At 57.3% G+C, this 21,370-nt stretch carries 23 protein-coding genes; 19 read left to right on the top strand and 4 right to left on the bottom strand.

Features of this window, described 5'->3' with window-relative positions; genetic code table 11:
- The first annotated feature begins 59 nt into the window (after positions 1-59).
- From FY550_RS08810 to FY550_RS08775, 8 genes are all read left to right on the top strand, one after another.
- Positions 60-908 carry a CheR family methyltransferase gene (locus tag FY550_RS08810; protein ID WP_070977573.1) on the top strand — a complete coding sequence of 283 codons (849 nt, stop codon included), beginning with the start codon at positions 60-62 and terminating at the stop codon, positions 906-908.
- Positions 905-1,576: a chemotaxis protein CheD gene (locus tag FY550_RS08805; protein ID WP_070977572.1), complete on the top strand. Its 672-nt coding sequence runs from the start codon at positions 905-907 to the stop codon at positions 1,574-1,576. The genes FY550_RS08810 and FY550_RS08805 overlap by 4 nt, the downstream gene beginning before the upstream one ends.
- On the top strand, positions 1,573-2,634 hold the full coding sequence (locus tag FY550_RS08800) for a protein-glutamate methylesterase/protein-glutamine glutaminase (protein WP_070977571.1): 1,062 nt from the start codon (positions 1,573-1,575) through the stop codon (positions 2,632-2,634). The genes FY550_RS08805 and FY550_RS08800 overlap by 4 nt, the downstream gene beginning before the upstream one ends.
- A gap of 62 nt (positions 2,635-2,696) precedes the next feature.
- On the top strand, positions 2,697-3,086 hold the full coding sequence (cheY, locus tag FY550_RS08795) for a chemotaxis response regulator CheY (RefSeq protein ID WP_070977570.1): 390 nt from the start codon (positions 2,697-2,699) through the stop codon (positions 3,084-3,086).
- 40 nt (positions 3,087-3,126) lie between these two features.
- A complete protein-coding gene (gene cheZ / locus FY550_RS08790) occupies positions 3,127-3,795 on the top strand; it encodes a protein phosphatase CheZ (protein WP_070977569.1) in 669 nt (222 codons plus the stop codon).
- Positions 3,796-3,919: 124 nt separating this feature from the next.
- Positions 3,920-5,077 carry a flagellar biosynthesis protein FlhB gene (gene flhB / locus FY550_RS08785; RefSeq protein ID WP_070977568.1) on the top strand — a complete coding sequence of 386 codons (1,158 nt, stop codon included), beginning with the start codon at positions 3,920-3,922 and terminating at the stop codon, positions 5,075-5,077.
- 41 nt (positions 5,078-5,118) lie between these two features.
- Positions 5,119-7,209 carry a flagellar biosynthesis protein FlhA gene (gene flhA / locus FY550_RS08780; protein WP_070977567.1) on the top strand — a complete coding sequence of 697 codons (2,091 nt, stop codon included), beginning with the start codon at positions 5,119-5,121 and terminating at the stop codon, positions 7,207-7,209.
- The gene (locus FY550_RS08775; RefSeq protein ID WP_070977566.1) at positions 7,209-7,661 is read left to right on the top strand and encodes a flagellar protein FlhE; all 453 of its coding nucleotides are present in this window, start codon (positions 7,209-7,211) and stop codon (positions 7,659-7,661) included. The genes flhA and FY550_RS08775 overlap by 1 nt, the downstream gene beginning before the upstream one ends.
- A gap of 134 nt (positions 7,662-7,795) precedes the next feature.
- Here FY550_RS08775 and FY550_RS08770 read toward each other — a convergent pair whose 3' ends face one another.
- From FY550_RS08770 to flgA, 3 genes are all read right to left on the bottom strand, one after another.
- The gene (locus FY550_RS08770; protein WP_070977565.1) at positions 7,796-8,254 is read right to left on the bottom strand and encodes a flagella synthesis protein FlgN; all 459 of its coding nucleotides are present in this window, start codon (positions 8,252-8,254) and stop codon (positions 7,796-7,798) included.
- A gap of 26 nt (positions 8,255-8,280) precedes the next feature.
- Positions 8,281-8,556, bottom strand: coding sequence for a flagellar biosynthesis anti-sigma factor FlgM (gene flgM, locus FY550_RS08765; protein ID WP_070977564.1), 276 nt, complete (start codon positions 8,554-8,556; stop codon positions 8,281-8,283).
- A gap of 157 nt (positions 8,557-8,713) precedes the next feature.
- Entirely contained in the window at positions 8,714-9,409 is a 696-nt protein-coding gene (flgA, locus tag FY550_RS08760) for a flagellar basal body P-ring formation chaperone FlgA (RefSeq protein WP_149054484.1), read from the bottom strand.
- A gap of 258 nt (positions 9,410-9,667) precedes the next feature.
- Between flgA and flgB the strand changes: the two genes are divergently transcribed.
- The 11 genes from flgB to flgL all read left to right on the top strand — a co-directional run bounded on the left by flgB (position 9,668) and on the right by flgL (position 20,311).
- Positions 9,668-10,090, top strand: coding sequence for a flagellar basal body rod protein FlgB (gene flgB / locus FY550_RS08755; RefSeq protein WP_070977562.1), 423 nt, complete (start codon positions 9,668-9,670; stop codon positions 10,088-10,090).
- Between the two features lie 10 nt (positions 10,091-10,100).
- Positions 10,101-10,499, top strand: coding sequence for a flagellar basal body rod protein FlgC (gene flgC / locus FY550_RS08750; RefSeq protein ID WP_070977561.1), 399 nt, complete (start codon positions 10,101-10,103; stop codon positions 10,497-10,499).
- Positions 10,500-10,528: 29 nt separating this feature from the next.
- Complete coding sequence (locus FY550_RS08745) at positions 10,529-11,239, top strand: flagellar hook assembly protein FlgD (RefSeq protein ID WP_070977560.1); 711 nt, start codon at positions 10,529-10,531, stop codon at positions 11,237-11,239.
- Positions 11,240-11,335: 96 nt separating this feature from the next.
- Positions 11,336-12,757, top strand: a complete 1,422-nt coding sequence (locus FY550_RS08740) for a flagellar hook protein FlgE (protein ID WP_070977559.1) — start codon at positions 11,336-11,338, stop codon at positions 12,755-12,757.
- 158 nt (positions 12,758-12,915) lie between these two features.
- Entirely contained in the window at positions 12,916-13,671 is a 756-nt protein-coding gene (gene flgF / locus FY550_RS08735; RefSeq protein WP_070977558.1) for a flagellar basal-body rod protein FlgF, read from the top strand.
- 57 nt (positions 13,672-13,728) lie between these two features.
- Positions 13,729-14,511: a flagellar basal-body rod protein FlgG gene (gene flgG / locus FY550_RS08730; protein ID WP_070977557.1), complete on the top strand. Its 783-nt coding sequence runs from the start codon at positions 13,729-13,731 to the stop codon at positions 14,509-14,511.
- A 2-nt stretch (positions 14,512-14,513) separates the two neighbouring features.
- A complete protein-coding gene (locus FY550_RS08725; protein ID WP_149054483.1) occupies positions 14,514-15,236 on the top strand; it encodes a flagellar basal body L-ring protein FlgH in 723 nt (240 codons plus the stop codon).
- A gap of 13 nt (positions 15,237-15,249) precedes the next feature.
- A complete protein-coding gene (locus FY550_RS08720) occupies positions 15,250-16,377 on the top strand; it encodes a flagellar basal body P-ring protein FlgI (protein WP_070977898.1) in 1,128 nt (375 codons plus the stop codon).
- Complete coding sequence (gene flgJ, locus FY550_RS08715; RefSeq protein WP_149054482.1) at positions 16,377-17,582, top strand: flagellar assembly peptidoglycan hydrolase FlgJ; 1,206 nt, start codon at positions 16,377-16,379, stop codon at positions 17,580-17,582. The genes FY550_RS08720 and flgJ overlap by 1 nt, the downstream gene beginning before the upstream one ends.
- A 119-nt stretch (positions 17,583-17,701) precedes the next feature.
- Positions 17,702-19,354, top strand: a complete 1,653-nt coding sequence (gene flgK / locus FY550_RS08710; protein ID WP_070977555.1) for a flagellar hook-associated protein FlgK — start codon at positions 17,702-17,704, stop codon at positions 19,352-19,354.
- 12 nt (positions 19,355-19,366) lie between these two features.
- On the top strand, positions 19,367-20,311 hold the full coding sequence (gene flgL / locus FY550_RS08705; RefSeq protein WP_070977554.1) for a flagellar hook-associated protein FlgL: 945 nt from the start codon (positions 19,367-19,369) through the stop codon (positions 20,309-20,311).
- A gap of 258 nt (positions 20,312-20,569) precedes the next feature.
- On the opposite strand, the gene fliR is transcribed toward flgL, so the two are convergent.
- Positions 20,570-21,358: a flagellar biosynthetic protein FliR gene (gene fliR / locus FY550_RS08700; RefSeq protein WP_070977553.1), complete on the bottom strand. Its 789-nt coding sequence runs from the start codon at positions 21,356-21,358 to the stop codon at positions 20,570-20,572.
- Positions 21,359-21,370: the final 12 nt, after the last annotated feature.

Raw genomic sequence — 21,370 nt, 5'->3', positions numbered from 1 at the left:
GACCTTCTGATCAGAAGGTCCAGCGAACACTACGGTGTCGCGAACAAGAGGATACGGCAGTGGCAGAAGCGGCAGAACATCGCGAACTTACCTTTACAGATACGGACTTCGAGAAGGTGCGCCAGCTGATTCACCAGCGTGCGGGCATCGCTCTGGCGATGCATAAGCGCGAGATGGTCTACAGCCGCCTGGCACGCCGGTTACGGGCACTGGGACACAAGAGCTTCAAACAATATCTTCAGGCATTGGAAGGTCAGGGGGAAAAGGGTGCGGAATGGGAGCACTTCGTCAATGCCCTGACAACCAATCTGACCTCATTTTTTCGTGAAGCGCATCACTTCCCGTTGCTGGCCGAACATGTTCGCAATCGTTCCGAACCGGTTCGTATCTGGTGCTGTGCGGCTTCCACCGGCGAGGAGCCCTGGTCGTTGGCGATCACTCTGAGCGAAGCGCTGGGCAGTCGTGCCAGTAACGCCAGAATCATTGCCACCGATATCGATACCCGAGCGCTCGAAGTGGCTCGCCAGGGCATCTATCCGATGAACCAGATCGAACGTCTCAGTGAGCAGCAGCGTAAAAGCTATTTTCAGCGCGGCACCGGAGCGCGCAGTGGCATGGCACGCATCAATGCTGCGCTCAGGGCAATGGTGGAGTTCAGGCCGCTCAACCTGCTCGAGTCCGGCTGGGGGCTGGAAGGGCAGTTCGATGCCATTTTCTGCCGCAACATCATGATCTATTTCGACAAGCCGACTCAGAAAAAGCTGTTGGAGCGATTTGTGCCGCTGCTCAAGGATGATGGTCTGCTGTTTGCAGGGCATTCGGAAAACTTTACGTACCTGACGGATGCTTTCCGACTGAGGGGGCACACCGTTTATGAACAATCATCCCGACGACGGATGGCGTCATGAAGATGATGCCGGAAGCGGTAGCGACCCATCATTATGTCGATCGTGATACCGGACTGGCAGCTATCAAGCTGTTGCCTTGCGAGTATTTTGTAACCCGCTTTGATGTCATGGCAGCGGGCTCGGGTCAGAAAGGGCCGCAGGAGAAAATTGGCGTGCTGTCGACTGTATTGGGCTCCTGCGTCTCGGCCTGTCTGCGCGATCCGGTAGCGGGCGTGGCGGGCATGAATCACTACATGCTGCCGTGGACGCCTCAGGCCTGTGATCCACGTCATGGTTTGCGTTATGGCAATCACGCCATGGCGGTGCTGATTGAAGCCATGGAGCGAATGGGTGCCCGACGCGAACGTATTGAAGCCAAGGTGGCGGGTGGGGGACGAGTCATGTCGGGTAGTGCTGCTCGTGTAGGGGATGCCAACGCTGACTATGTCGTTCAGTCACTGGCCGAGCATGGCATCACACTGCTTGCCAGAGATCTGGGAGGGCCTTCGGCGCGGCGCGTGCACTATCTGCCCGCCAGTGGTCGGATGCTGGTGCGCAAGCTCGGTGCTCAGGAGGGTGCCGAACGTGTGCGTCAGCAGGAAAGCCGGCTGATTGCCGAGCTGCCATCGCGTGAACTGCCAAAGGAGGTCCGGGCGCTCATGCCTGATGTTAAGGAGTTCAGAACATGACCAACAGGATTCGGGTGCTGTGTATTGATGACTCGGCACTGATTCGGGCCCTGATCAGCGAGATTATCAACAGTCAGCCAGATATGGAGGTCGTGGCAACGGCTCCGGACCCGCTGATCGCTCGAGAGCTGATCAAGCAACATAACCCGGATGTTCTGACACTGGATGTCGAAATGCCGCGCATGGATGGGCTGGACTTCCTGGAACGTTTGATGCGCCTGCGGCCTACGCCGGTCGTCATGATCTCGTCTCTGACCGAAAGGGGTTCGGAGATCACCATGCGGGCGCTGGAGCTGGGGGCTGTCGATTTCGTCAGCAAACCCAAACTGGGTATCCGGGATGGGATGATTGAATATACCGAGCTGATTGCCGATAAGATCCGTGCGGCAGCGAGAGCACGTCTTAAAAAGCCGGTAACGCCTCAGACGCCTGCGACCACAGTGCGGGCGCCCATGACCTCAAGCGAAAAGCTGTTGATCGTGGGTGCTTCGACCGGTGGGACCGAAGCGATCCGTGAATTACTGATGCCGTTGCCACCGGATGCGCCAGCCGTATTGATCACTCAGCACATGCCGGCCGGTTTTACTCGCTCCTTTGCCGAGCGTCTGAATACCCTGTGTCGCATCAGTGTGCGCGAAGCCGTTCACGGCGAACGAGTGCTACCTGGTCATGCCTATATCGCGCCGGGCGGTGAACGTCATCTCAAGCTGGGCCGTAGCGGGGCCAACTATGTCATCGAGCTTGAAGAAGGGCCACCCGTCAATCGTCACCGGCCTTCGGTCGATGTGCTGTTCGAGAGTGCTGCGCGCCATGCCGGACGCAATGCCATCGGCGTACTGCTGACCGGCATGGGGCGGGATGGTGCCCAGGGCCTGAAAACAATGCGTGACGCCGGTGCTTATACCCTGGCTCAGGATGAAGCGACCTGCGTGGTGTTCGGCATGCCGCGCGAGGCTATTGCCCTGGAGGCTGCCTGTGAGGTGGTACCCATTCAGTCGATGTGCGAGCACGCCATGGCCGTCATGGCCAGCAGCCATCGCCAAAGCCTTCGTGTCTGATCTCGCAGACGCGATCAGTGATTCAACGGGGCGTCCAACGCCCGTAAAACAGGATGATTCTCATGGCTGACAAGAACATCAATATTCTGGTGGTGGATGACTTTCCCACCATGCGTCGAATTGTACGCAACCTGCTCAAGGAGCTGGGTTATCACAACGTGGAAGAGGCCGAGGATGGCGCTGCCGGCCTGGAGCGTCTGAAGGCCGGGGGGTTCGGGTTCGTGGTCTCCGACTGGAACATGCCGAATCTGGATGGTCTGGAAATGCTCAAGCAGATTCGGGCTGACGATGCTCTCAAGCATCTTCCGGTACTGATGGTGACCGCGGAAGCCAAGAAGGAAAATATCATCGCCGCGGCTCAGGCAGGTGCCAACGGCTATGTTGTCAAACCCTTCACGGCTGCAACGCTGGAAGAGAAGATCAACAAGATCTTCGAGAAACTCGACAAGTAATGGCGATTGCGCCATCACGGCTCAATAGGGAGCAATCACCATGACGAGTCAGAACTCCGCAGCGAGAACCGAAGCTGAAAACTTCGAACTGATCGCTCGCATTGGCCAGCTGACCCGTGCGCTGCATGAAAACATGCGTGAACTGGGGCTGGATCAGGAGGTTGAGCGCGCGGCTCAGGCTATTCCGGATGCGCGCGATCGTCTCAATTATATTGCCACCATGACGGAACAGGCTGCCGAGCGTGCTCTATCGGCTACCGAAGTCGCACAGCCGTTGCAGGACAAGATCGAGGCTCAGGCCAACGGTCTTGCCGAACGCTGGGATAGCTGGTTCGAACAGCCCATCGAGTTGGGTGATGCACGTGAACTGGTAGCGGATACTCGTGCCTATCTGGCATGGGTGCCGGATCAGACCCGGGCGACCAACGCCCAGTTGCTGGAAATCATGATGGCACAGGATTTCCAGGATCTGACCGGCCAGGTCATCAAGAAGATGATGGATGTCATTCGGGAAATCGAGCGTCAGCTTGTGCAGGTGCTGATCGATAATATCCCCGAAGAACACCGGGAGCGTAATCGCACTCAGAAGGCAGAAGCGACCGGACCTTCATCGCTGCTCAATGGTCCGCAGGTGGCGGCCGAGAAGGGGGATGATGTCGTCAGTGATCAGTCCCAGGTGGATGATCTGCTGGACAGCCTCGGCTTCTGAGCGACAGTCTTCATTGTATCGAATGAAAAGCCCGGCAAACGCTGGGCTTTTCGCGTAATCGTCATGAGCGCTTGCCGACCACAATAGCCTTCCGGAAACTCCCGGTGGTTATCTCGGTTCGGTCATGGCGAACGACAGCGATCAGGAAAAAACGGAACAACCGACACCCCGCCGTCTGGAAAAGGCGCGCGAAGAGGGGCAGGTCGCGCGTTCGCGCGAGTTGACAACCTTTGCATTGATCAGTGTCGGCATTGGCACCCTGTGGCTGATGGCCGGCTGGATGGGCAGCATGCTGGCCGATGTCATGCGCGGCAGCATGAGCTTCGCTCACGATGAGCTTTTCGATGACTCGCGGATGTTGATTGATAGCTTCAATCTGGGTGTACATGCACTGCTGGCATTGGCGCCTTTGTTGGGTGTACTGGCCGTCATTGCCTTTGTTTCGCCAATGTTGCTGGGCGGATGGCTGTTTTCAACCAAATCGTTGAAGCCCGACCCCAACAAGCTTAATCCGGTCTCCGGTCTCAAGCGTATCTTCTCCTCGCAGGCGTTGGCCGAATTGGCCAAAACCATTGCCAAGTCGATTCTGATCGGCGTAGTGGCAGCGATGTATCTCTATTTTCATCAGGAGCAGCTGGTGGCGCTGGCAGGTCAGAGCATACTGGCGGCGATGCGCTCCTCGCTGACCATGGCGGCCACCTGCTGTGCATTGATCATGCTCGCCTTCATCGGCGTAATTCTGCTGGATGTGCCTTATCAGATATGGAGTCACCACAAGAAGCTGCGCATGAGCCGCGAGGATATCCGTCAGGAGCACAAGGAGTCCGAGGGCGATCCCCAGGTGAAAGGGCGAATTCGTCAGCAGCAGCAGGCCATGGCTCGCCGCCGAATGATGAGCGAAGTACCGCAGGCGGACGTGATCGTTACCAACCCGACCCACTTTGCCGTGGCACTGGCCTACCGTGAAGAGGAAATGGGAGCGCCGCGGGTCGTGGCCAAGGGCGCCGATGCCGTGGCTGCCCGGATCCGTGAAGTGGGGCGGGAACACCATGTTCCCCTGTTGGAGGCTCCCCCACTGGCCAGGGCGCTGTACCGTCACGCCGATCTCGAGCGTGAGATCCCCGGGCCCTTGTATACCGCCGTGGCTGAAGTGCTGGCCTGGGTTTATCAGCTGCGCCGCTTTCAAAGCGAAGGTGGGCCGGCTCCGAATACGCCGCAGGATATTGCGGTACCTCCCGAACTTGATTCGACCGCTGGCGATGAGCCAGCGACTCATGCCTGAAGGAAAAGCGAGATGATGATCCCGACGCCGAGTGTATTGCCATGAACGCTGTGAGCGCGATGTTCCAACGCGTTGGTCTCTCGCAGTCAGGGCAGCTGAAGGTACTGGCCGGGCCGGTACTGATCATCATGATTCTGGCGATGATGGTACTGCCATTACCGCCATTCGTGCTCGATATGCTGTTCACCTTCAATATTGCCCTGTCGATCATGGTGTTGCTGGTGAGCATGTTCACCACCAAGCCACTCGATTTCGCTGCGTTTCCCGCTGTGCTGCTGTTTTCCACCCTGCTGAGGCTATCGCTCAACGTCGCCTCGACCCGAGTAGTACTGCTCAATGGGCACAATGGCGGTGATGCCGCCGGTCAGGTCATCGAGGCCTTTGCCGAGTTCCTGGTGGGCGGTAATTTCGCCGTGGGGCTGGTGGTATTCATCATTCTGGTCGTCATCAACTTCATGGTTATTACCAAGGGGGCCGGGCGTATTGCCGAGGTCGGTGCCCGGTTTGTACTCGATGCCATGCCGGGCAAGCAGATGGCCATTGATGCCGATCTCAATGCGGGGCTGATTGATGAGACCCAGGCCAAGCATCGGCGTAGTGAAGTCTCTCAGGAGGCCGATTTCTACGGGTCGATGGATGGTGCCAGCAAGTTCGTACGCGGGGATGCGATCGCCGGCATCCTGATCATGGTGATCAACATCATTGGCGGGCTGATTGTCGGCGTGGCGCAGCATGGTATGGATGTGGGCACCGCAGCGCACACTTATACACTACTGACCATCGGTGATGGTCTGGTGGCGCAGATCCCTGCACTGGTCATTTCCACTGCAGCTGGTGTGACTGTTTCCAGGGTCAATACCGAGCAGGATGTTGGTCAGCAGCTGTTGGGTCAGCTGTTTACCAACCCGCAGGTACTGGTACTGGCTGCAGGCGTATTGGGGTTGCTGGGGATCATCCCCGGCATGCCCAATCTGGTCTTTCTGTTTTTCACCGCTCTGCTGGGGGGACTTGCCTGGTGGCTGATCCGTCAGAAGCGAGCCATCGAGGCGGAAGAAGCGAGTACTGTGCCCACTGCCGCAGCCGCTACTCCGGAAGCCGGTGAAGCCAGCTGGGATGATGTGCAGCTGGTGGATCCGTTGGGACTGGAGGTAGGGCATCGTCTGATTTCGCTGGTGGATCAGCAGCAGGATGGTGAGCTGCTCAGGCGTATCAAGAGCGTGCGCAAGAAGTTCGCCCAGGAGATCGGCTTTCTGCCACCAGTGGTACATATTCGCGATAATCTGTCTTTTTCTCCTCACCATTATCGCATCACGCTCAATGGTGTAATGATTGGCGAAGGGGAGGCCTGGCCCGGTCAGTTCCTTGCCATCGATCCGGGGCAGGCCAGTGGCTCCCTGAGCGGACGCGAAACGCGTGATCCTGCCTTCGGCCTGCCAGCCACATGGATTGATGCCGAGCAACGCGACCAGGCTCAGGTCCAGGGGTATACCGTGGTGGATGCCGGCACTGTGGTGGCGACTCATCTCAATCATCTGCTGACGCATCATTCCAGTGACATGCTGGGGCGTACCGAAACCCAGAAGCTGCTTGATCGTGTCAAGCAGGACTCTCCGCAGCTGGTCGATGATGTGGTGCCCAAGCTGGTATCGATGACGACACTGATGCGTGTGTTGCAGCATCTGCTCGAAGAAGACGTGTCCATTCGCGACATGCGCACCATCCTGGAAACGATTGCCGAACATGCGGCCAATACCACGGATGCGCTGGAGTTGACTGCCGCCGTACGTTTGGCGTTGGGGCGTGCCATTACCCAGCAGCATTTGCCTGGTAATGAGCCGGCTGATGTCATTGGACTGGATGGTCAGCTTGAACAGATGCTGATGCAGGCCATGTCGAATGGTGGCGGGCTGGAACCCGGTCTGGCCGAGACCCTGGTTCACCAGGCGGATCAGGCCATTGCCAATCAGGAGTCCCGTGGCCTGCCCACGGTGCTGGTGGTTCAGCATGCTCTGCGTCCGTTGCTGTCGCGCTTTTTGAGGCGACGCCTGGATCGTCTGGTGGTGCTCTCGCAGGCTGAAATTCCTGAAGAGCGTCATATCCGGGTGACCGCCATGATCGGCGGGCAGCGGTAATGAATGCCTGCCGGTCGGTCGGAGCGCGCTCGAGGGGTGGCCTCCGGCAGGTAACGCTGGTGTTATTGAGTCTGCTTCCCTGGTCGTCGGTTTCGGCGGCAGTCGGTGGGGCATGGGTCGGGGATGGGCAGGTGCCGGTATTACGTCATGCCGGACATGATTATCAGCTTACGCTGACACCACCGGCTACCCTGCCTGCAAGCAGGGTTGGCACGGTCAGTTGGCGCTATGAGCTATCGCCGCTGAATACGCATCTGCAAACAGTACTCTGCCATCGTCAGCGTTGTTTGCCACTATCCGCTGTCCGTGGACAAACGCAGAGCTTTGCCGATCAGCCAGTGGGCGGTATGTGGACGTTTCACTTCATCATGCCAGGAGAGGGGCAGCGGCTTTCGCCGGTCATGCAGGGGAAATCGTTGCAGCTGATTGTCAATTATCTGCTATCGGAATGATCCGATCGCAGGGAGTAGGGCATCGGAGAAAAGCGATGAGTCCTTGCCTGTTCTTCCCGGGAGCGGCCAAATAAAAGGGCCCCGACGAGTGGTTCGTCGGGGCCCTTTCATCCAGCCTGTAGCCTGCTCAAACCTCAGAACTGACCGTAGGTATTCCCCTGGCTGACCGGGTTGGAGCGCCCATTGCGGCTGTAAAGGCTGGTACTGCTGGCGGTTTTGAAAAAACGAAGCGCACGTTCATGCATGTCCAGCCGCAGGCCAATGGATAATCCATTGACGCGATTACGCGTGCGAGCCTGCTCTCCAGCTTCGACGATACGCTGCCAAAGATCGGCAACCTCGTACTGCTGAGCTGCTTCGCGACTGCCCTCGCGATCAACACTGAATCCCTGTTCGCGAAGCCACTGGCAGCGTTGGCCTTCCAGTCGTTCAAGCGTTGCGGTGATAACGCTTTTTCTCTCGGTGACATCGGCCAGCGCCCCTGCTGTCACCGGTGTTTCGGTGAGCAGGGCGGCCTCTTCATCGAGCAGTGCATTAAAGCGTTCGAGCGTCTCAAACAATTGCGTCAGGAGAACAGCTGGATTCTGGGACATGCACGTTATCTCACTGGGTCATGCACTCAGGATTGATCGCCGATCAGTTCCTGTGCGCTCTGGATCAGACCGTCGGCAATACGGTCGGAACGAATTTCAAAGCTGCCATCGCGAATGGCCTGACGGATTTCGTCGACCTTCGCAGTATCGATATCCCTTGAAGCGTCGCTGGCGCTGGAGGGCTTCCAGCTGGAGGAGACTTCACTCACCTGCGTAGCACTCTTGTCGCCACTGCCACGTTGAGTATCCCGGGTAGTACCGGTCTGGATATGCGTGATGTTGGTGCTGGAATCGATTTTCACTTTGACTGTCCTCTCGAGCATGCGACCGAGAGCGGTTCGGGCGCGGATGAATGCGTGACTGCACTGTAGCCTTTATCGACGCCATGATGGGGATCTTTAGGCACGAGTGTCCACGAGTTCGTATCCGTTTGTTTCGGATCGGTGTCCGGCAGTAATCCTAGCGCAATTCAACGGTGTCGGCGCTGATAGCGGTGCCGGTCACCAGCTTGCCTTCACTTGTTCGTATTCTCAGTTTTTCGTTTCGACCGGCACTGGAAAGTGCGGTCCCATCGGTACGGATCGCGAAGCCCTTGCCTTGCACGATGACCTTGACCTGCTGTCCACTTTTTACCAGCAGAGGAGCGCGCAACATATTGCTCTGCAACGGCATCCCTTTGCCGATACGACGTGTGGTGACCTGACCGGCAGGCTCGTTATCGGCGGTCAACAGCTGCTGTGACAGCCGCGTCAGATCACCTGTTTGTAGCGTCACATCGCTTTCGGTAAGCGTATTGCCCGGAGCAATGTCATGGGCTGCAACATAATAGTCACCCTCTACCCGTATGTAGGCCTGAAAATAACGTGTTGAAGGGCGGTCTTTTGGACAGCGCACCCCGACTGTTGTCCTTCCCCACAGCCGTTGTCCATTACCGGGCAGAAAGGGCTCCGGATCACGACAGTTGATCTGCTGCTCGTTGGGAATATCGAGCTCGACACTGACTTTCCCCGGTGACGAGGCGAATTGATCCAGCAGAAAGCCCTGCAGAGTAGTTTGCAGTTCACTACCGGCCAGTGCAGGCAGGGCGATGGCGCTCAATGCCATTACCAACACTGATTGAGAGAGCCGCTTCAGCAAGGGGCAGAAAAACGTCATGTCGCTTCTCACGGGTGAGAGAGGATCATTCCCGCTGATGCATACATCGATGCGGGAGCATGGGCATGTTTGGCGCAGTGTAATGGCCCGGTCCGATTTTCAGCGGGGGAATTGGCACTCAAAAGTCACGCTATTTGTTCGATTGTATGGTTTTGTAAATCCCTATTCTTCATCCTGCATCGAGGGGGGAACGCCGGCGATGAAAGATATTGCCATCAGTCGTCCCATCATTCGTTAACCTGGTCAGGGGATGAGGCAATGATCGATCGCCTCAACGCATCGCTGAATTTCTACCAGCAGGCACTGAATCTGCGTGATGAGCGCCAGAAAGTGCTATCGGCCAACATTGCCAATGCCGATACGCCCGGCTACCAGGCTCGGGATTTCGATTTTCGCAGTGAGCTGGATCAGGCGGTAAAGCGTGGTGGCAGTACCGAAGGGAATGGCGGTCTGGCCATGGCGACCACCTCGTCACGTCACATTCCCGGGCAGGCACCGGGGAACGGTAGCGTTTCGAATCTCATGTACCGGGTGCCAAGCCAGCCAAGCCTTGATGGCAATACTGTCGACATGGATATGGAACGTGTCAATTTTGCCGACAATGCCGTGCATTATCAGGCAGACCTTCAGTTCATCACCAGCAGGTTGCAGGGGCTGAAACAGGCCATGCAGCCGGAATAACGGGGGAGTCATGCTCAACGTCTTCAACATTTCCGGTTCGGCTCTGTCTGCCCAGGCGCAGCGCATGAACGTGACCGCCAGCAACATGGCCAACGCCGATAGTGTGGCCGGTCCGGATGGTCAGCCCTATCGCGCCAAACACGTGACCTTTGAAATGGATGCAGCGCCGGGACAGTCGGTTGGCGGTGTCCGTGTGTCAGGGGTCAGCGAAAGTCAGAGCCCTTTTCGACGCCAGTATGATCCGGGTAACCCGGCGGCAGATGATGAAGGTTATGTCAGCCTGCCCAATGTCGATCCGACTGAAGAAATGGTGAACATGATCTCGGCCGCGCGCTCCTATCAGGCCAACGTCGAGGTGCTCAACACCAACAAGTCGCTGATGCTCAAGACGCTCACTCTCGGTGAGTAAGCGGCGAGCGATGCCACAGGAGTGCCGCCATGAGTTTTGATACTTCCATCATGAGTCAGGTCAACGGGTCCGTGCCTGCTCAGAAAAGCCAGACTGCGGGCAAGGGGAATATCAATACCGACCCTACCCAGCTCAGCGATCAGTTTCTGACGCTGCTGGTGGCTCAGATGAAAAATCAGGACCCGCTCAACCCGACCGATAACTCCGAGTTCACCTCGCAGATCGCCCAGATCAATACGGTCAGTGGGATCAATGATCTCAACGATACGCTGAACTCGATCACAGGGCAGATCAACACCACCCAGCAGCTCCAGGCCAGTGCACTGGTCGACAAGGGCGTGCTGGTGAATGGCAATCAGGTCGTGGTCGGGGAGGATGGCAAGACGGTGACGCCTTTCGGGATCGATCTGGCATCCGATGCGGATAACGTCAAGGTCACCATCAGTGACCCCGCTACCGGGGAAGTGGTTGATCAGTACGATCTGACCCGTGATGGCCCCATGCAGGCTGGCGTGCAGTCCTTCTACTGGGACGGCAAGGACAGTGCCGGCAATGAGGCCGGAAAAGGAAACTATAGCGTTGCCATCGAAGCCACCAATAACGGTGAAGAGGTGAAAGCCTCGCCTCTGCGTTACGCCCTCGTGAATGGCGTGGCAAAGGATGCAGATGGCAGCGCCATGCTGGATCTGGGGCCCATGCTGGGCAAGGCCTCGCTGTCCGATATCAAGCAGATTCTTTGATTCAGGATCACTCAGGGCCCCGGGCACTGAGAGCGATCATACGGCGGCCGTGTGCCGCACCCGGGCAACCTCAACACATGTATCAGAGGACGTCTCATGGCTTTTTCGCAGGGTGTCAGCGGTCTTAATGCGGCCGCCAGCCAGCTCGATACCATTGGCAACAATATTGCCAACTCGCAAACCGTCGGCTACAAGAACAGCCGTACCGAGTTTGCCGATATCTACGCCGGTGCCAAGGCAGGGCTGGGCACCAAGGTGGCGGCGGTGACCCAGAACTTCAACAGCGGCTCACTGGAAACCACCAACCGGGATCTGGACCTGGCGATCGACGGCGGCGGCTTCTTCCGTCTGACTGACGGTAATCAGGTCAGCTATTCACGCAACGGTCAGTTCCAGATGGACAGCGAAGGTTATCTGGTCAGCAATACCGGCCAGCGCCTGACCGGTTATAACGTTCAGAACTTCAATAGTCTGACGACCGACCCCTCGGTTGCGACCGGTGGTACGCCCGAGGCCATTCAGGTCCCCAGCACCTCGATGATCGCCAAGGGCACCTCGGAAGCCCGGGGCAAGGTGGCGCTGGATGCCGGTAGTGAGATCAGGGATCCGGCCAATTTCGACCCGAATGATGTCAATACCTATAGCTGGAGTACCACCAACACGGTGTACGACTCGCTGGGGAATGCCCAATCCCTGAACCTCTATTTCGTCAAGGATGGCTCCAACAGCTGGCAGGTCAATGCCGAGATGCCGCTGGGCAGTGAAGCCAACTGGTCTGGCACCGTGGCTGCTGGCGGTACTTATCCCGGTGGCTTTGATCCCACCGCCAGTGGCAATGGTACGTTCAACTTCGCTGACGGTGATCATAATTACCGCGCCGTGGTTACCGGTGCCAGTCAGGACGCCGGCGGTGCCTGGAGTGGTGGTGAGATCAGTTATACCGAGACCCAGCCCTCCATCCAGCTGTCGTTCAACGGTAATGGGGTACTGACACAAGCCGATCAGACGGGCAAGCCCGGCAACCTGAGCACCAGCCAGGTGCAGTGGAGCTTTGATTCCCAGAATGGCTCGGCCGAGACGGGATTCAGTTTCGACTTCAATGGCGCGACCCAGACGGCAAAATCGTTTTCCATTGCTGATGTCAGCCAGAACGGCAATGCGCCGGGTGATCTGACCGGCATTTCGATCGATGACGATGGCACGATCAACGGCAACTACTCCAATGGCCGCACGGTGGGTCTTGGCCGGGTGGCGCTGGCGGACTTTGCCAATGAGCAGGGTCTGAGCCCGATCGGCAACAACCAGTGGGTGGCGACGACCAGTTCCGGTCAGGAGCTGCTGGGTACTGCCGGTACCGGTCAGTTGGGTAACCTGTTGTCCGGCACACTCGAGCAGTCCAATGTCGACCTCTCCCAGGAACTGGTCAACATGATTGTCTCGCAGCGCAACTATCAGGCCAATGCGCAGACCATCAAGACCCAGGATCAGATCCTGCAGACTGCCGTTTCCCTGCGCTGATCCCTCAGGGCGCGCCCGTTCGGGCGCGCCCTTTTTGCGAAGTTGATTGACCGTCTCCCGAATTGGCTCCTTTCGTGTGTGTTTCTCGTTCCTTTATCAATCAGAACTTCGGTGTTTACTACGCACATGACGATCACGCTCGCTGACTGGAGAGCAGCATGGATCACATGATTTATACCGCCCTGTCCGGGGCCAAGCAGACCCTTGAACGGCAGTCGATCGTGGCCAACAACATGGCCAATGCTTCGACGCCGGGCTTTCGGGCAGAGCTTTCAGCCTATCGCGCCGTACCGGTCAATGGTGCCGGTCATCAGACCCGGGCCATAGTTGCCGAGAGTACGCCCGGTTCCGATTTTCAGACCGGCACCATCCAGACCACTGGTCGGGCACTGGATGTGGCCATCGATGGTCAGGGCTGGCTGGCGGTGCAATCGCCGGATGGCAGTGAAGGCTATACCCGCGGCGGCGGTCTGCAGGTCGATTCCACCGGCCTTCTGAGATCGAACGGCCAGGCGGTGCTGGGCGAGGATGGTCCGATTGTCATGCCGCTGGGTGCCGAGGATGTCTCCATTGCAAGTGATGGCACCATTTCGGCGGTCGCGGCCGGAGGGCAGCCCAATGCTCGCGCGGAAATCGGGCGTCTCAAGCTGGTTAATCCGGCGGAAGGCAGCCTGATGCGTGGGGAAGATGGTCTCTTTCACATTCGTACGCCCAATGGGCAGCCTGCACCGGCTCAGCCGCTTGACGATACCGTTCGGCTGGTCAGTGGTGCCATCGAGTCGAGTAACGTCAATCCGACCGAGGCAATGGTGGCCATGATCGATAACGCCCGACGTTTCGAGATGCAGATGAAGATGCTGCAGAGCGCCGACGAGAACGATCAGAAAGCCAATTCGCTGCTCTCGCTGAGCTGACAAGTACATCGATTTGCTGAATGAATGCCTCCTCGAGAGGCACATGGAGAACCACAGATGATTCGTTCACTCTGGATTGCCAAGACCGGTCTTGACGCCCAGCAGACCAACATGGATGTCATTTCCAACAACCTGGCCAACGTCTCGACCAACGGCTTCAAGAAGTCACGTGCCGTTTTCGAGGATCTGCTCTATCAGAATCTGCGCCAACCCGGGTCGATGTCATCGGTCCAGACCAATCTGCCTTCGGGGCTGCAGGTCGGTACCGGTGTGCGTCCGGTGGCAACCGAGCGACTGCATACTCAGGGCAACCTCGAGCAGACCGGGAATTCCAAGGATGTCGCCATCAATGGTCGGGGGTTCTTTGCCGTACAGATGCCGGATGGCACTTCTTCCTATACCCGGGATGGCTCTTTCCAGCTGAACGAGAATGGGCAGATGGTGACGGCCAATGGCTTCCCGATCGAGCCGGGTATCGTGATTCCTCAGAATGCGCTTTCGCTGAGCATTGCTCAGGATGGCACCGTTTCCGTCACCCAGCCTGGTGTGACCGGTAGTGTCCAGGTCGGTCAGCTTCAGCTGTCGACCTTTATCAACCCGACCGGTCTGGAAAGTATCGGCGACAATCTCTATCGCGAAACCAATGCCTCCGGCCCGCGCAATGACAACGTGCCGGGAAATAATGGCGCTGGTCTGCTGCAGCAGAATTTCGTCGAGACTTCCAACGTCAATGTGGTCGAGGAGATGGTCAACATGATCGAGACGCAGCGCTCCTACGAGATCAACTCGAAGGCCGTCTCGACCGTTGATCAGATGCTCGGTCGTCTGACCCAGCTGTGATCATGACTGCCCTGATCCCCGCCAATATGCATCGGCTCGTGCCTGAGCGCTCGCGTTTGCACGCGCTGATGCTGATTGTGCTGTTGGCGCTCATGGCCGGACTGGGCGGTTGTGCCCAGATTCCGCGTCAGAATGTCGTACAGGGGCCGACAACAGCGCCACCACAGCCGGTACCGGTGCCGGATGCCAATGGCTCACTTTTTCAGGCCCGTTACTCCAAGCCTCTGTTCGAGGATCGCAGGCCACGGGCCATTGGTGACATTCTGACCATTGTGCTCAATGAAAATGTCAGTGCCACCAAGAGTTCGGCGGCCAATGCCAGTCGCAACGGCTCTGCCACGCTCGGACTCGACACCGTGCCGAAGGGGGTCAGGGGGTTGCTCGATGGGCGTGCCACCGATCTTTCCGGTAGTAACCAGTTTTCGGGGCAGGGAGGCGCGAATGCTTCCAATACCTTTACCGGAACGATCACCGTAACGGTGATGGATGTGCTACCCAACGGCAATCTGGCCGTGGCAGGCGAAAAACGGATCGGTATCAATCAGGGCACCGAGTACATCCGTTTTTCGGGTACGGTCAATCCACGCACGATCAACGCCAACTCGGCTGTCGTTTCGAATCAGGTAGCGGATGCCCGCCTGGAGTATTACGGCGATGGCTATATCAATGAAGCCCAGACCATGGGTTGGTTGCAGCGCTTCTTTTTGAACATTTCACCGTTCTGAGTATGCCGTGATGATGTCACTGTCTGCTATTCGTCTATTGCGCCGCCATCCCTGCAAGGCCCTGCTGCTGCTGGGCATGCTGCTGACAGCACCGGCTCATGCCGAACGTCTTGGCGATATTGCAAACTTCCAGGGGGTGCGTTCCAACCCGTTGGTGGGTTACGGCCTGGTGGTGGGTCTGGACAATACCGGTGACCAGACGATGCAAACGCCGTTTACCGGTCAGGCAGTGACCAACATGCTCTCCGAACTCGGGGTGTCGGTGGATGGCAGCACCAACATGCAGCTCAAGAATGTTGCGGCAGTCATGGTGACCGCAGAGCTGCCTGCCTTTACCAGCTCCGGCCAGGAAATCGATGTAACGGTTTCATCGATCGGCAACGCCAAGAGCCTGCGTGGTGGCACGCTGCTGATGACGCCGCTCAAGGGCGCCGATGGAGAAATCTACGCACTGGCGCAGGGTAATGTGCTGATCCCGGGCATCAGTGCGTCTGCAGCAGGCAGTAGCGTACAGGTGGGACAGACATCAGCAGGGCGTATTCCGGATGGCGCCACCGTGGAGCGCAAGGTACCTGTCGATCTGGCAAAAAATGGCAGCATCGACCTTGAGCTCAAGGATGCCGATTTCAATACCGCAATGCGGGCCATGAATGCGATCAACCAGGTCTTTGGCAGTGGTGTGGCGACAGCCAGAAATTCGCGCATCATCTCCCTTCAGGCGCCCATTGATGATGCTTCCAAGGTCGCCTTCCTGGCTCGGGTTCAGAACATCGACATCAATCCGGCTGCCCCGAGGCCCAGAGTGGTCATCAATTCACGTACCGGTTCGGTCGTCATGAATACCAACGTCACACTGGGACGTGCGGCAGTCGCTCACGGCAATCTATCGGTCGTGATCGATAACAGTCCCATCGTGAGTCAGCCCAATGCGCTGTCCGGTGGTCAGACCGCGGTGGTCCCCAATGCTGATGTCAATGTGCAGGAAGAAAGCGGTGCCCTGCAGATTGTGCCGGATTCGGCAGACCTGGTGGATGTCGTGGATGCGCTCAATCGAATGGGTGCAACACCAAGCGATCTGATGGCTATCCTCGAGGCGCTCAAGCGTGCCGGGGCATTGAATGCCGAGCTGGAGGTGATCTGATGAGTATCAATCCTGGCAGTTCTCAGTTTGCGCTCGATGTTCAGGGCTTATCGAAGCTTCGCTACAGTGCTCGTCAGGCACCCCAGCAGGGATTGAAGCAGGTATCGCAGCAATTCGAGTCGATGCTGCTGACCATGATGCTCAAGAGCATGCGAGAAGCCTCGCCCAAGAGTGAACTGCTGGATAATTCGAGCATGGACACCTACAAGTCCATGATGGACCGGCAGTGGGCACAGACCCTGTCCGAACGCGGCATCGGGTTGGCTGACATGCTGGTGAGCCAATTGGGTGGTCAGACCGGTGGCAAATCCGGAGTGGATGACAAGACGGGGCCTGCCGGTCTGACGGCGATCACTGGAGAGGAAGCACCACGTACGCTCTCTCGTACCCTGTCGGTAGGGGAAGATCAGGTCGCCGCCCTGAATGCCAGGCGTCTGGAGGCACTTCGAGCGGTTGATGGGCAAAGTGGCCATCCTCTGGTTGCGGCCGAGGCTGGCCGCGATGACAAGCCCACCGATGGCTCGCTGCTGGGATTGGCGGCGACGAGCACAAACGTGAAACGCGCCACTGATCATGCCGTGGCGCTCGAGGATCTGCCGGCGCATGTCAGCGCCTTTATTGCCAGAGTTGGCGACGCTGCTCGTCAGGTTAGCCATGCAACCGGGCTGTCGAGTCGATTGATCATGGCTCAGGCAGCACTGGAAACGGGCTGGGGCAATAGCGAGATTCGTGATGGCAGTGGTGGGGCCAGCCATAACCTGTTCAATATCAAGGCAACCGGCGGCTGGCAGGGCAAAAGCGCCAGTGTCGCTACCACGGAGTACGAAAACGGCCGTGCGGTCAATACGCGCGATAATTTCCGCGTGTATGACTCCTACGGTCAGGCCTTTGCCGACTATGCGCGACTGATTACCGAGAACCCGCGATATGCTGGCGTTCTCCAGGCCGATTCACCGGAAGAGGCCGCTCGTCAGCTTCAGCAGAGCGGTTATGCAACAGACCCCAACTATGCCAGCAAGCTGATTGCCGTCATGTCACAGATTCCGGATCAGGTCGGTGAGATGGTCAGTCAAATGGGGGATCGACTGTTTGGTGACCCGGGCAGCTCAACCGGCTGGCTGGCCAGCAATGAGCCGGAAGACGCTCGTGATAGCGGGAAAGCGGACGCCTGGTCACTGCAGCGTCAGCCGACGCAACTGTTCTAAGGCGGCCTCATGACTGACCGGCATCAGGAAAGTCGTGCGGCAGCCATTCAATATTCCGTTCTTCCTGCCGTTAATGACTCCATGACTTCAACTGCACTACGCTACGTCGAGGAACCGACATGAGCAGCTCGCTTTTCGGTATCGGCCTCAGTGGCCTGAGGGCTTCGCAGATTGCTCTCAATACCACCAGCAACAACATCAGTAATGTCGATACCGAAGGGTATAACCGTCAGATTACCCAGCTTTCCCAGAATACGGGAAGCTCGGCGGGGGGCAGTTTCTCGGGTAATGGTGTGACAGTTACCGGTGTTGAACGCCAGTACCAGCAATATCTGAATAACCAGCTCAACTCGGCGCAATCCACGCAGAGTGCCCTGAGCGCCAATCTCAGTCAGGCGACGCAGATTGATAATCTGCTGGCGGATAATGAAGCGGGCATCAATACCCAGATGCAACAGTTCTTCGCCGGCTTGCAGACTGTCGCGGATAATCCTTCCGATACCGCCGCGCGCCAGTCCCTGCTGGGTAATGCGGAAAGCATGACAGCGCAATTCAACTCCACCGGTCAGTATTTCGACAATCTGGACAAGAGTGTCGAATCGCAAATGGGCACTGCGGTGGAGCAGATCAATGGTTACGCCAGTCAGCTGGCCAAACTCAATGATCAGATCAGCCAGACAACGGCCAAGACCGGTATGCCTCCCAATGGGCTGATGGATCAGCGCGATGCAATCGTCACGAATCTGAACAGGTTGACTGATGTTTCGGTGGTCAATCAGGAGGGGCAGTTCAATGTCTCACTGCCTGGCGGCCAACCGCTGGTCATCGGTGACAAGGCCAACAGTCTCTCTCTGATCTCTTCAAAGGATGATCCGGATCGCAAGACCATCGGCTTCAATACACCTACCGGTCAAACCCTGGAGCTGAATGAACAGCAGTTCAGCAAGGGGACGCTGGGTGGGCTGATCGGTTTCCGCAATGATGTGCTCGAGCCGGCTTCTCATCGTCTTGACCAACTGGCGCAAACGCTGGGCTCAAGAATCAATGCACTCAACAAGCAGGGTGAGGTGCTGGGTAGCAATCAGGCCGGCGAAGCCCTGTTTTCGACGGCCGATCCGGTAGTACGTACCAGTACCGATAATGAGGGCAGTGGCTCGCTGACTGCCGAATTCGCTCTGGATGCGGATGGCAACTTCAATGCCTCTGCCATTCGTCCCAGCAATTATCAGGTTGAGGCCGATGGTAGCGGCAATTTCACCGTGACTCGGCTCAGTGATGGCAAGACGGTCACCCCTGATGCCGATGGCGCTTATGATGGCCTGTCCATCACGCTGTCTGGTGGGGCTGCCGCGGGCGATACGTTTACCATCAAGCCCCTTGAAGGTGCTGCCAGCAACATGCAGCTTTTGGCCTCTGATCCTGCCGATATTGCTGCTCGCAGTCCGGGAGAAGGATCAGGCGGTAACAGTAACGCTCTGAAGATGGCCGCCCTGCAGGATGAAAAGGTGGTCAACGGCAATGCCAGCTTCAATAGCGCCTATGCGCAGATCGTCAGCAGTGTAGGCAATCAGGTTGCCACGCTTTCCAGCAAGAGTGATGCCCAGGGGCAAGTGGTACAGGAGCTTCAGAGTGCGCAGCAGTCTGTTTCCGGGGTCAACCTCGATGAGGAAGCAGCCAATCTGGTGCGTTATCAGCAGCTCTATACGGCCAATGCACAGGTGATCAGGACGGCTTCCGGTCTCTTCGATACCCTGCTGGGTATCATGTCATAAGGTTTGATGATCATGCGTATCAGCACCTCCATGATGTTCGAGCTGAGCAAGAATGCGATGCAGGATCGCCAGAGCGATCTGTCGAAAATCGGGCTGCAGCTCTCAACCGGCAAGAGAATTGCCACACCCTCCAGTGATCCGAGGGCTGCAGGTCAGGTACTGCTGACTCAGCAATCGAATGCGCTTAACAGCCAGTTCGAAAACTCGCGTATCACCGCGCAGCAGAAGCTTTCCACCCAGGATAGCGTGCTCGATAGCGTGACGGATCTCATCACCCGCGCCAAATCGCTTGTAGTGCAGGCCGGCAATGGCACGCTTTCCGACGTCGATCGCCAGTCGAATGCCACCGAGCTGGAGGGGCTGTATCAGGAAGCGATCGGTCTGGCCAACAGCCAGGACGGTAATGGCAACTATATATTTGCCGGCTCGCAGAGCGATCAGCCCGCATTCACCGAAAACGCCGGTGGGGTATCTTATAACGGTGATAATGTAGTGCAGAGCATGCGTGTGGATGCATCGCGCAATATGAAGATCAATCGCATTGGCTCTGATGTTTTTGATATCGATGCCAGCGGCTCTGATCCGGCAAGCAACCTGTTCAATACCCTGAAGTCTGCCATCAATGCGCTGAATCAGCCGATGGGCGACGGTACGGGAGGCACGATTGCGCCCGGTGCATATCGGGAGACCATTGATCGCACCAACCGTCAGCTCGATCAGTCGCTGGATAATGTCCTGACCGTTCGCTCCAGCATTGGCTCCAATCTCAATGAAATTGATGCGCTGGATGAAATCGGCAGTACCCGTGCGCTCAATTACGAGTCACAGATTTCTTCTCTGCAGGATCTGGACTATGCCGATGCCATTTCACGTTACTCCGTGAGTCAGGTCGGCTTGCAGGCTTCTCAGCAGTTGTTTACCAAGGTTCAGGATCTCTCTCTGTTCAAGATGCTCTGATTCGAATTCGGTAAACAAGATCAGCGCCACTTCTTCTGAAGTGGCGCTTTATTTTGTCCGTAGGTTCTGTCTGAAAAGTCGTCGAGCGATGGTCAGGCAAGGCAGAAAACAGCGAAGATACGATCAGGCGGGCTTACCAGTTTACACAGGGTAAATGAGTATCCTTTAACACAGCATGATCGAGTACAGGCATTTTCAGACAGGGCCTGGTATAGCGAGGCAGGTGGGTCTCACAGGGTGCTGCGAAAGAATGAACCGTTATCCTCCGGCCAGCGTGACGACAATCTCGACCATATGCTGAAGCCCCTGCTCGAATATGCGCTGAAAGACGCTGCCCAGCTCAGGCGTCATGAAGGTCAGCAGAGTGACACCGGTTAACAGGGTGATGGGAAAGCCAACCGAGAAAACGGAGAACTGCGGCGAAGCACGGTTGAGAATCCCCATGGACAGGTTGATGATCAAAAGTGCTGTAATCAGTGGAATCGCCAGCAACATGCCAGCACTGAAAATGACACTGCCGTAAGTGGCTACATCCCTGAAGCCTTCCGTATTCAGTGTGCCTGCGCCTACGGGTAGACGCTGGAAGGTCTCGATCAATAGCTGAATCATGATCAGATGGCCATCGAAGGCCAGAAACATCAGCACGGCGAACAGGTTGAAAAGCCGGGCCAGTATCATGGTATTGCCCTGGGCCTCGGACGAAAAGAAAGAGGCAAAGGACAGACCCATCTGTAAGCCAATAAAATCGCCAGCGGCCATGATGGCGGCAAATACCACACGCATGACCAGCCCCAGTGCCACACCAATCAGCAGCTGTTGCACAATCAACCAGATGCCCGCATAGGAAATGGGCGAAATCTCCGGCATGGGGGGTAGTGTGGGGGCGATCAGTACGGTCAGGGCGGCTGCCATGCCGATCTTGGCCAGCCTGGGAATGGCACTTTCACCGAATACCGGCGCGGCTGCGACAAAAGCCAGCAACCTGAAAAAGGGCCACAGGAATAGCGTGACCCAATGCATCAGTTGCGCTTCGGTGACTTCGATCATGGAGAGGCGGCG

It is taken from the genome of Kushneria phosphatilytica (genome assembly GCF_008247605.1).
Lineage (GTDB): Bacteria > Pseudomonadota > Gammaproteobacteria > Pseudomonadales > Halomonadaceae > Kushneria > Kushneria phosphatilytica.
This window is presented reverse-complemented; position numbering and strand designations above follow the sequence as displayed.

Excerpts from the sequence above, each read along its gene's own strand:
- FY550_RS08805 (WP_070977572.1), top strand. The coding sequence starts at position 905 with ATGAAGATGATGCCGGAAGCGGTAGCGACCCATCATTATGTCGATCGT.
- FY550_RS08800 (WP_070977571.1), top strand. The coding sequence starts at position 1,573 with ATGACCAACAGGATTCGGGTGCTGTGTATTGATGACTCGGCACTGATT.
- cheY (WP_070977570.1), top strand. The coding sequence starts at position 2,697 with ATGGCTGACAAGAACATCAATATTCTGGTGGTGGATGACTTTCCCACC.
- cheZ (WP_070977569.1), top strand. The coding sequence starts at position 3,127 with ATGACGAGTCAGAACTCCGCAGCGAGAACCGAAGCTGAAAACTTCGAA.
- flhB (WP_070977568.1), top strand. The coding sequence starts at position 3,920 with ATGGCGAACGACAGCGATCAGGAAAAAACGGAACAACCGACACCCCGC.
- flhA (WP_070977567.1), top strand. The coding sequence starts at position 5,119 with ATGAACGCTGTGAGCGCGATGTTCCAACGCGTTGGTCTCTCGCAGTCA.
- FY550_RS08775 (WP_070977566.1), top strand. The coding sequence starts at position 7,209 with ATGAATGCCTGCCGGTCGGTCGGAGCGCGCTCGAGGGGTGGCCTCCGG.
- FY550_RS08770 (WP_070977565.1), bottom strand. The coding sequence starts at position 8,254 with ATGTCCCAGAATCCAGCTGTTCTCCTGACGCAATTGTTTGAGACGCTC.
- flgA (WP_149054484.1), bottom strand. The coding sequence starts at position 9,409 with ATGACGTTTTTCTGCCCCTTGCTGAAGCGGCTCTCTCAATCAGTGTTG.
- flgB (WP_070977562.1), top strand. The coding sequence starts at position 9,668 with ATGATCGATCGCCTCAACGCATCGCTGAATTTCTACCAGCAGGCACTG.
- flgC (WP_070977561.1), top strand. The coding sequence starts at position 10,101 with ATGCTCAACGTCTTCAACATTTCCGGTTCGGCTCTGTCTGCCCAGGCG.
- FY550_RS08745 (WP_070977560.1), top strand. The coding sequence starts at position 10,529 with ATGAGTTTTGATACTTCCATCATGAGTCAGGTCAACGGGTCCGTGCCT.
- FY550_RS08740 (WP_070977559.1), top strand. The coding sequence starts at position 11,336 with ATGGCTTTTTCGCAGGGTGTCAGCGGTCTTAATGCGGCCGCCAGCCAG.
- flgF (WP_070977558.1), top strand. The coding sequence starts at position 12,916 with ATGGATCACATGATTTATACCGCCCTGTCCGGGGCCAAGCAGACCCTT.
- flgG (WP_070977557.1), top strand. The coding sequence starts at position 13,729 with ATGATTCGTTCACTCTGGATTGCCAAGACCGGTCTTGACGCCCAGCAG.
- FY550_RS08725 (WP_149054483.1), top strand. The coding sequence starts at position 14,514 with ATGACTGCCCTGATCCCCGCCAATATGCATCGGCTCGTGCCTGAGCGC.
- FY550_RS08720 (WP_070977898.1), top strand. The coding sequence starts at position 15,250 with ATGTCACTGTCTGCTATTCGTCTATTGCGCCGCCATCCCTGCAAGGCC.
- flgJ (WP_149054482.1), top strand. The coding sequence starts at position 16,377 with ATGAGTATCAATCCTGGCAGTTCTCAGTTTGCGCTCGATGTTCAGGGC.
- flgK (WP_070977555.1), top strand. The coding sequence starts at position 17,702 with ATGAGCAGCTCGCTTTTCGGTATCGGCCTCAGTGGCCTGAGGGCTTCG.
- flgL (WP_070977554.1), top strand. The coding sequence starts at position 19,367 with ATGCGTATCAGCACCTCCATGATGTTCGAGCTGAGCAAGAATGCGATG.
- fliR (WP_070977553.1), bottom strand. The coding sequence starts at position 21,358 with ATGATCGAAGTCACCGAAGCGCAACTGATGCATTGGGTCACGCTATTC.